Source organism: Nonomuraea sp. NPDC001684, assembly GCF_053596515.1.
The window spans coordinates 1-7,947 of sequence record NZ_JBSFGJ010000431.1; the positions used below are offsets into that span (position 1 = coordinate 1).

Here is a 7,947-nt window from a genome sequence, read left to right on the forward strand (position 1 = left end):
GCCGGTCCTCGACCGGCCGCGCGCCTCGCGGACGAAGCACAGCGCCACCGCGCCCGCCACGGGCCCGGCGGCCAGGGTGGCGAACGCGGCGGAGAAGGACCCGCCGGCCTGGTAGACCGCCCCCACGACGACCGGCACGGTCACGCTGCCCAGTTGCGCCACCGCGTTCGTCGCGCCCGCCGCCGAGCCGGCCAGCGCCGTCCCCGACAGGCCGGGCACCATGGCGATCAGCAACGGCGAGTACAGGTACGCGCCCAGCCCCGCGAACCCGGCCGTCACCAGGAACGCCGTCTCCGTCTCCATGCGGCCGAACAGCAGCAGGCAGCCGGCGAAGGCCACCAGCACGGCGACCGCCGGGCGTTTGCGCCCCCGTCCGGCCAGGTCGGTGGCCAGGCCGATGACCGGTTTGCCCACCGCGCCCGCCGCCGCGAACACCACGACGACCGTCCCGGCCGCCACCGGGTCGAGCCCGTGCCCCTTCACCATGAGGGTGTTGGACCAGGTCACGAAGCCGTACGTGCCCCACAGCCCGCCGAAGCCGGCCAGGCCGATCAGCAGCAGGTCACGGTCGCGGGCCAGGCCGCGCAGCGACGGGCGCGCGGCCGGCGGCTCACGCCGGTCACGCAGCAGTGTCAGGCACACCAGCGCGAGCCCCATCGACACGATGCCGAACAGGTGGTACGAGGCCCGCCAGTCGTACCACTGGATCAGCCGGGGCACGAGCACGTTGGCGATCATCGTGCCGAGCGACGAGGCCATGGTGAACACGCCCATCGCCAGCCCGCGCTCCCGCTCGCCGAACCAGGACGCGATGAGCTTGACGCCCGCCGCGAAGTCGGCCCCCGCGCAGAGCCCGATCAGCGCCTGCACCGCGATCCCGGCCCCGGCGGACGGCACGGAGCCGAAGGCGATCATGAAGCCGCCCGCCGTGAACAGCGACCCCGACAACACGACCCGGCTGCCGATCCGGTCGCCGAGCAGCCCGCCGCCGATGTTGGACAGCACGTAGCCGACGTAGTACGCCGTCGCGAACGCCCCCAGCCCCGCCAGCGACACCCCCAGCGCCTCGCCCGCCTGCAGCGACGCGGGCCCCCAGGTGGAACGGTCGACGGAGGTCATGGTGAGCGAGGCCCAGCAGAGCAGCAGCACGACCCACCGCCGCAGGGACCGGGGCTCGACCGACGGTGACAGTGCGTAATCGCTCACGTGCGATGACGCTACTGCCTCACCCTACGCCTTGTGACTCTCTGTACTTGAGCCATGACAATCTGCTACTCTCGGCGGTCCTTCCAGACCACGTCGAGGGGACCTCGAAATGTTCAAGAGAAGACGCGGATCAGCCGGCCTCGCGATCGCCGCCGCCGTGGCCGGCGTGCTGGCCTCCGCCGCGCTGTCCGGGCCGGCCCGCGCGGCCGCCCCCGTCCCGCTGCCCCACCCCTACCCCGGTTTCGGCCCCGCCTGGCCGGCCCCGGCGGGCACGGCGCACGTCCACAACCCCGCCCAGGCCGCCGCCGGCGGCCAGGGCCCGCTGAACAAGATCGCCTCCGGGGTGTCGTGACCCCCGCACCGGCGCAGGCGCCGGGCGTCGGCGTACGGCGACGCCCGGCCCGTCCGCTCCGCCGGGAACCCTCCGCCTGATCACCCGTAGGGCCGACGCGGCACGGAGATCAGGCGCCGGGCGCTCCCCCGGGCCCGTCGGCGAAGTGCCGCAGCACCATTTCGATCAGCGCGTCGACGTCGGACTCGACCATCGGCTCGCCGGTCATGCCCATCCGGTGCAGCAAGGTGCCGACGACGACGTCGATGTAGAGCAGGACGCGCTGCTCCGGCTCGCCGAGCGCCTCCTGGAGCGCCAGCCGGTACGGGTCCTGGAACCGGGTGGACAGGACCTCGCGCAGGGCCGGATCGCTGACGGCGTCGCTGAACACGCCCGCGAACGCGTCGCCCGTGCCCGGCTCGCTGATCTTCCCGGCGATCCAGCGGATGATCGAGGACATGATCTCGGCCCGGTCGGCGCCCTCCAGCGGCGCCGGGCCGAACGCGTCGAGCAGGCAGTCGACGATCAGCTCGCCCTTCGTCGGCCAGCGCCGGTAGACCGTCGTCTTCGCCACACCGGCCGCGGCGGCGATGCGCTCGACGGTGGCCCGCGCGTAGCCGAGCTCGTGGACGGTGCGCAACGTGGCGGCGAACACCTCGGCGTTGACGCCGGTGCGCGGGCGACCGGGCGGTCTGGCGGAAGTGCTCGCTCGGGACATGCCTGAACGATATCCGATTCCGCTACCTTAAGTATCGATACTTCAGGTAGCGGAATTAGAGGACCCATGACCGGCAGCCGCGAAACGAGCCGGGGACACCGGCCGGCCCCCGAACCGCCCGAGGCCGTCCCGAGCCGCCCGAGGCCGTCCCGCCGCCGGAACCGGGCGCGGGCGGGCTGCTGCGTCCGCACGTCCCGGCGTTCGTCGCCGTCGTCGTGTCGCAGGTGATCGGCGCGGTCGCGGGCCTGGCGCCGCTGCTGGCGGTCGTCGAGGTGGGCCGCGTCCTGCTGTCGCCGGGCCCGGTGGACGCCGGGCGCGTCCGGGTCGCGGTGCTCGCGGGCGTGGCCGGGCTGTTCGTGCGGCTGCTGCTGACGGGCGCGTCGTCGGGGCTCGGACACGTGCTCGACGGCCGGGTGCAGCTGTCGTTACGGCGGCGGCTGGCGGACCGGCTCGGATCGCCGTCGTCTTCCAGGACGTCTACCTCTTCGACGGCACGATCGAGGACAACGTGCGGCTCGGCCGTCCGGACGCCGACGAGGCCGAGGTGCGGGCGGCGGTGACCGCGGCCCGGCTGGACGAGGTGGTCGAGCGGCTGCCCGGCGGCTGGGCGGCGAACGTCGGCGAGGGCGGGGCGCTGCTGTCCAGCGGTGAGCGTCAGCGCGTCTCGATCGCGCGGGCGCTGCTGAAGGACGCCCCGTCGTGCTGCTGGACGAGGTGACCTCCGCACTGGACCCGGTGAACGAGGCGGCCGTCCACGAGGGCGTCGAGCGCCTGATGGCGGGGCGCACGGTGGTCATGGTCGCCCACCGCATGCGGACCGTCCGGCGCGCCGACCGCGTCGTCTTCCTCGACGGCGGCCGGATCGTCGAGGCGGGCGGCCACGACGAGCTGCTGCGCCGCGGCGGCCGGTACGCCGGATTCTGGCACGTCTCGACGGCCGTCCCGGACTCGATAATGGAGTGAACCTTCTGGATCATGTGCGTACTGTGACGAAGGTGGATCCAGCTGACTTCTACACCGGCCTCGTCGCGGAGCTCTACGGACCGCTGAAATCCGTCTCCCAGGACCCGGAGCCCTATGCCGCCTTCGTCGAGCGCACCGGCGTCCCCGCGCTGGAGCTGGGCTGCGGGGACGGCGATCCCCTGCTGGAGCTGCGCCGGCGCGGCCTGGAGGTCGACGGCGTCGACTCCTCGGCGGACATGCTGGCCCGGCTCCGACGCCGGGCCGGCGAGCTGGACGTGTCCGTGACGCTGTTCCACCAGCGCATGGAGAGCCTGAGCCTGCCCCGCAGGTACCCGGCGATCTTCCTCGCCGGGCCGACCTTCACCCTGCTCCCCGACGACGCCACGGCGCTGGCCGCCCTGCGCGGCATCCGCGCCCACCTGGACGAGGGCGGCGTCGCGCTGGTGCCGCTGTTCACTCCCGACCCGGCCCCGGCCGACCAGATCGGCCGGGCGCGCACGGCCGTCGCCCCCGACGGCGCCGACCTGCGGGTGTCCGTCGTCTCCCAGCGACGCGACGAGACCGCCCGGACGCAGACGACCCTCCTGCGCTACGAACGCCACCACGGCCCGGACGTCACCGTCGCCGAACGCCCGTGGGTCCTGCACTGGTACACCCGCGAGGTGTTCGAGGAGCTGGCCGCGGCCGCCGGCCTGGCCGTGACCGCCGTCACCGACCCGGACGGCGACCCCGCCCCCGCCCACGCCACCGACCTGCACGTCCACCTCGAACCTGCCACCTGACGCGGCGGCGGGCCCGCGCAATGTCGTCGTGCGTCTTCGCGCGTTCGCGGCACGTCCGCCGCGCCGTCCGGGGCATCATGCCCCATGCCGAACACGCAGGCCAGGAGCCTGTTTCCGATCGAACTGGGACGTAACGGGCTGCTGGTCGTCGCGGCGCGGGCGCTGCGGACCTTCGGCTACGGATGCACCAGCGTGCTCCTCGCCGAGCTGCTCGCCCAGGACGGCGACGCCCCCTGGCAGACCGGCCTGCTGCTGGCCGTGGCCGCCGCCGGATCGGTGTTCGCGAGCCTGCTGCTGGGCCTGTTCGCCGACGTGTGGGGGCGGCGCCTGACGCTGGTCGCCTGCGGCTGCCTGATGGCGGTGACCGGGGCCGTGTTCGCGCTCAGCGAGTCCTACCCCGTCCTGATCGCCGCCGCCTTCATCGGGACGATCTCGCCCTCCACCAACGACAACACGCCCTTCTCCGGGGTGGAACAGGCCATCCTCGCCCAGACCTGCGCCCCGGCGCGCCACACGTCCGTCTTCACCTGCTACAACGTCACCGCCCTGGCCTCCGGCGCGCTGGGCGCGCTGGCCGCCGCCGCGCTCGGGCTCCAGACCTGGACGTCGGCCCCCGACGCCGCCTTCGCCCTCTACGCGCTCCTGGCGGCCGGGACCGTGACGCTGTTCTGGAACCTGACGCCGCAGGCCGAGCCGCCCCGGACCGCGCCCGCCGGCCCGGAACGGCGTCGCGGGCGGGTGCCCGGCCAGATCCGGCTGCTGGCCGGGCTGTCCGCCCTGGACGCCCTGGCCGGCGGGCTGGCCGTCCAGGCTGTGCTGGCCTGGTGGTTCGCCCATCGCTTCGGCGCGACGACCACCCAGCTGGGCCTGGTGTTCTTCGCCGCCAACCTGCTGCCGGCCCTGGCCCAGCTCACCGCGCCGCTGCTGGCCGCCCGGCGCGGCCTGCTGGCCACGATGCTCCTCCCCCACACCGTGGCCAACCTGCTGCTGGCCTGCATCCCGTTCGCCCCGGACCTGGCCACCGCCGTCGTCCTGCTGCTGCTCCGCCAGACGGTGTCCAAGATCGACGTACCGGCGCGGCAGGCGTTCACGGCCGCGGTCGTCCCGCCGGGGCAGCGTACGGCCGCCGCCAGCATGACCAGCCTGGCCCGCAGCGTCGCCGTCTCGGTCGCCCCGATCGCCGCCACCACCATGCTGACCGGCACGCTGGCCGCGCTGGGCGCTCCCCTGCTGCTCGGCGCGGCCCTGGGCCTGGGCTACGACCTGGCGCTCTGGCGCGCCTACCGCGGCGTGCCCCTGTCCTGAGGAGGACGCCGGTCAGCGCCGTCGCCCGCGGCCTCGGCCGCCGCCCTGCGCAGGGCCCGGAGCAGGTCGGCGTCGAGGCCGGCGACGGCCGGGACCCCGTCGTCGAAGACCGTCACGCCCTCGGGCACGGCCCCCTCGGCCTCGTCGTACGCCGAGACGGTCAGGGACGTCACCGCCCGGTGGACGACGACGCCGGCCGCGAGCGTCACGCCGAGGACGACGAGCGCGGCCACCAGGGCCGACCGGGTCCGGCGGGCTGCCGTTCGTGCTGGTCCGCTGGGTGTCATGCCGCCAGTCAAGGCAGCGGGCCGTTGCCGGCCCGTATGGGATTTTTCATATGCCGGCGATAGGCCCCGGGCCGTACGGTCAGGTGTATGCGGGTACTGATCGTCGAGGACGAGCCCTATCTGGCCGAAGCCGTCCGCGACGGCCTGCGCTTGGAAGCCATCGCCGCCGACATCGCCGGCGACGGGAACACCGCCCTGGAGCTGCTGAGCGTCAACGCCTACGACATCGCCGTCCTCGACCGCGACATCCCGGGCCCCTCGGGCGACGAGATCGCCGGGCACATCGTCGCCTCCGGCAGCGGCATGCCCATCCTCATGCTCACCGCCGCCGACCGGCTCGACGACAAGGCCAGCGGGTTCGAACTGGGCGCCGACGACTACCTCACCAAGCCCTTCGAGCTGCGCGAACTCGTGCTCCGCCTCAGAGCGCTCGACCGCAGGCGGGGCCACAGCAGGCCGCCGGTGCACGAGATCGCGGGCCTGCGCCTCGACCCGTTCCGCCGCGAGGTCTTCCGCGACGGCCGCTACGTCGCGCTCACCCGCAAGCAGTTCGCCGTGCTCGAAGTCCTCGTCGCCGCCGAGGGCGGGGTCGTCAGCGCCGAGGAGCTCCTGGAGCGGGCGTGGGACGAGCACGCCGACCCCTTCACCAACGCCGTCCGCATCACGGTCTCGTCCCTGCGCAAGCGCCTCGGCGAGCCCTGGGTGATCGCCACCGTGGCGGGGGTCGGCTACCGCATCGACACGGCGCCCGCCGCCGGGCGCGAGGGGGAGGATCGTGGGTAGGGCCCCGGGCCTGAGCGTGCGGCTCAAGCTCACTCTGAGTTACGCCGGGTTCCTCCTGGTCGCGGGCCTCGTGCCGCTGGGCGCGGTGGGGGTCTACTACCTGCGCGGTCTGCCCGATGACGCCATCTACTCCACCGGCGACTTCCTGGTCAACCGCTCGTCCATCGTGCGGTCGTTCGCCCCGGTCGCGGCTCTCGTGCTGGCGTTCCTGCTGGTGTTCGGGCTCGTGGGCGGGTGGCTGCTGGCCGGCCGGATGCTCGCGCCCCTGACCCGCATCACCGACGCCGCCCGCAGGGCCACCGGCGGCTCGCTCTCCCACCGCATCCGGCTGCCGGGCCGCGCGGACGAACTGCGCGAGCTCGCCGACGCCTTCGACACCATGCTCGTACGGCTCGAAGCGCACGTCGCCGAGCAGCGGAGATTCGCCGCCAACGCCTCCCACGAGCTGCGCACCCCGCTCGCCGTCGCCCGGACGCTGCTCGACGTCGCCCGCACCGACCCCACCCGCGACCCCGCCGAGCTGGTCGCCCGCCTCCACCTGGTCAACACCCGGGCGATCGACCTCACCGAGGCGTTGCTCCTGCTCAGCCGGGCCGACCAGCGGTCCTTCCCGCGCGAGCGCGTCGATCTGTCGCTGATCGCGGAGGAGGCCGTCGAGACGCTGCTGCCCCTGGCCGAGCGGCGCGGACTCGCCGTCGAGACCGCCGGAGACCTGGCCCCCGCCACCGGCTCACCCGCGCTGCTGCTCCAGATGACGACGAACCTCGTGCACAACGCGATCGTGCACAACCTCGCCGGACAGGGCACGGTGTGGGTCACGACCGCCGTGCACGCCGGGACGGTGACCCTCATCGTCGAGAACACCGGCGACACGCTGCCCCCTGACGTGGTCCCCACGCTGGTGGAGCCGTTCCGGCGGGGCACCGACCGCGTCCGCGCCGACCACGCGGGGGTCGGGCTGGGCCTGGCGATCGTCGGCAGCATCGTGCGGGCGCACGACGGGACGCTCGACCTCGTCCCCCGCCCGTCCGGGGGCCTCCGCGTCACCGTGCGCCTCCCGGCGGGCGTCACGGAGGGCACCCTCCGTCGGCGATCGCCCGCCGCCTGAACTCCGTGGGCGTCAGGCCGGTCGATTCGCCGAAGGCCCGGTAGAAGCTCGACCTCGTCTGGAAGCCGCTGGCGTGCGCGACCCTGTCGACGCCCCAGCCGGTGACCAGCAGCAACCGGCAGGCGTGGGCGACCCGCAGCCGGGTGACGTACTGCCAGACGGGCATGCCCAGGGCCCGTTTGAAGGCCAGGGCCGCGTAGGTGGGGTGCACCCCGGCGGCTTCGGCGATCTCCTCGACCGTCAGCCGCTCGGTGTAGCGGCGGGCGACGACGGCCAGCATGCGCTCGGCCGATCCGGCCGCCGCCGCCTCGGCGGGCGCCGTCTCGCGCGGCCCGCCGGTCAGGCGGGCCAGCCGGGCGTGCATCTCCAGCAGGCAGACCTCGGCCACGGCGGGGGCCGGCTCGTGGCGCAGCTCCCGGTCCCAGCGGCTCATGAGGAAACGGTCGTGCTCCCCCTCGGCGGCG

12 protein-coding genes are annotated in these 7,947 nt (G+C 74.2%); 8 read left to right on the top strand and 4 right to left on the bottom strand.

The features are described from left to right. Nucleotides 1-1,206: MFS transporter (locus ACWCSD_RS42600; RefSeq protein WP_449923640.1), on the bottom strand; the 1,206-nt coding region annotated here is incomplete at its 3' end. Between the two features lie 109 nt (nucleotides 1,207-1,315). Here ACWCSD_RS42600 and ACWCSD_RS42605 point away from each other — a divergent pair. Next, a complete protein-coding gene (locus ACWCSD_RS42605; protein WP_449923643.1) occupies nucleotides 1,316-1,558 on the top strand; it encodes a hypothetical protein in 243 nt (80 codons plus the stop codon). A 109-nt stretch (nucleotides 1,559-1,667) separates the two neighbouring features. On the opposite strand, the gene ACWCSD_RS42610 is transcribed toward ACWCSD_RS42605, so the two are convergent. Further along, nucleotides 1,668-2,255: a TetR/AcrR family transcriptional regulator gene (locus ACWCSD_RS42610; protein ID WP_397209815.1), complete on the bottom strand. Its 588-nt coding sequence runs from the start codon at nucleotides 2,253-2,255 to the stop codon at nucleotides 1,668-1,670. A gap of 215 nt (nucleotides 2,256-2,470) precedes the next feature. On the opposite strand from ACWCSD_RS42610, the gene ACWCSD_RS42615 reads away from it, so the two are divergent. The 5 genes from ACWCSD_RS42615 to ACWCSD_RS42635 all read left to right on the top strand — a co-directional run bounded on the left by ACWCSD_RS42615 (nucleotide 2,471) and on the right by ACWCSD_RS42635 (nucleotide 5,305). Further along, on the top strand, nucleotides 2,471-2,815 hold the full coding sequence (locus ACWCSD_RS42615) for a hypothetical protein (RefSeq protein WP_449923648.1): 345 nt from the start codon (nucleotides 2,471-2,473) through the stop codon (nucleotides 2,813-2,815). Beyond that, nucleotides 2,764-2,973 (top strand): hypothetical protein, encoded by a 210-nt coding sequence (locus tag ACWCSD_RS42620; protein WP_449923651.1) that lies wholly within the window; start codon nucleotides 2,764-2,766, stop codon nucleotides 2,971-2,973. The genes ACWCSD_RS42615 and ACWCSD_RS42620 overlap by 52 nt, the downstream gene beginning before the upstream one ends. Then, complete coding sequence (locus tag ACWCSD_RS42625) at nucleotides 2,955-3,218, top strand: hypothetical protein (protein ID WP_449923654.1); 264 nt, start codon at nucleotides 2,955-2,957, stop codon at nucleotides 3,216-3,218. The genes ACWCSD_RS42620 and ACWCSD_RS42625 overlap by 19 nt, the downstream gene beginning before the upstream one ends. A 32-nt stretch (nucleotides 3,219-3,250) precedes the next feature. Next, complete coding sequence (locus tag ACWCSD_RS42630) at nucleotides 3,251-4,000, top strand: class I SAM-dependent methyltransferase (protein ID WP_449923657.1); 750 nt, start codon at nucleotides 3,251-3,253, stop codon at nucleotides 3,998-4,000. An 84-nt stretch (nucleotides 4,001-4,084) separates the two neighbouring features. Continuing rightward, nucleotides 4,085-5,305, top strand: a complete 1,221-nt coding sequence (locus ACWCSD_RS42635; protein WP_449923660.1) for an MFS transporter — start codon at nucleotides 4,085-4,087, stop codon at nucleotides 5,303-5,305. Here the strand turns inward: ACWCSD_RS42635 and ACWCSD_RS42640 are convergent. Continuing rightward, complete coding sequence (locus ACWCSD_RS42640) at nucleotides 5,281-5,592, bottom strand: hypothetical protein (RefSeq protein WP_449923663.1); 312 nt, start codon at nucleotides 5,590-5,592, stop codon at nucleotides 5,281-5,283. The two genes, ACWCSD_RS42635 and ACWCSD_RS42640, sit on opposite strands and share 25 nt — an antisense overlap. An 87-nt stretch (nucleotides 5,593-5,679) precedes the next feature. On the opposite strand from ACWCSD_RS42640, the gene ACWCSD_RS42645 reads away from it, so the two are divergent. Further along, entirely contained in the window at nucleotides 5,680-6,375 is a 696-nt protein-coding gene (locus ACWCSD_RS42645) for a response regulator transcription factor (RefSeq protein WP_449923666.1), read from the top strand. Continuing rightward, complete coding sequence (locus ACWCSD_RS42650) at nucleotides 6,368-7,483, top strand: sensor histidine kinase (RefSeq protein ID WP_397160027.1); 1,116 nt, start codon at nucleotides 6,368-6,370, stop codon at nucleotides 7,481-7,483. The genes ACWCSD_RS42645 and ACWCSD_RS42650 overlap by 8 nt, the downstream gene beginning before the upstream one ends. Here the strand turns inward: ACWCSD_RS42650 and ACWCSD_RS42655 are convergent. Next, the coding region (locus ACWCSD_RS42655; protein WP_449923669.1) for a helix-turn-helix transcriptional regulator at nucleotides 7,443-7,947 on the bottom strand (505 nt) is incomplete at its 5' end. The genes ACWCSD_RS42650 and ACWCSD_RS42655 overlap by 41 nt on opposite strands.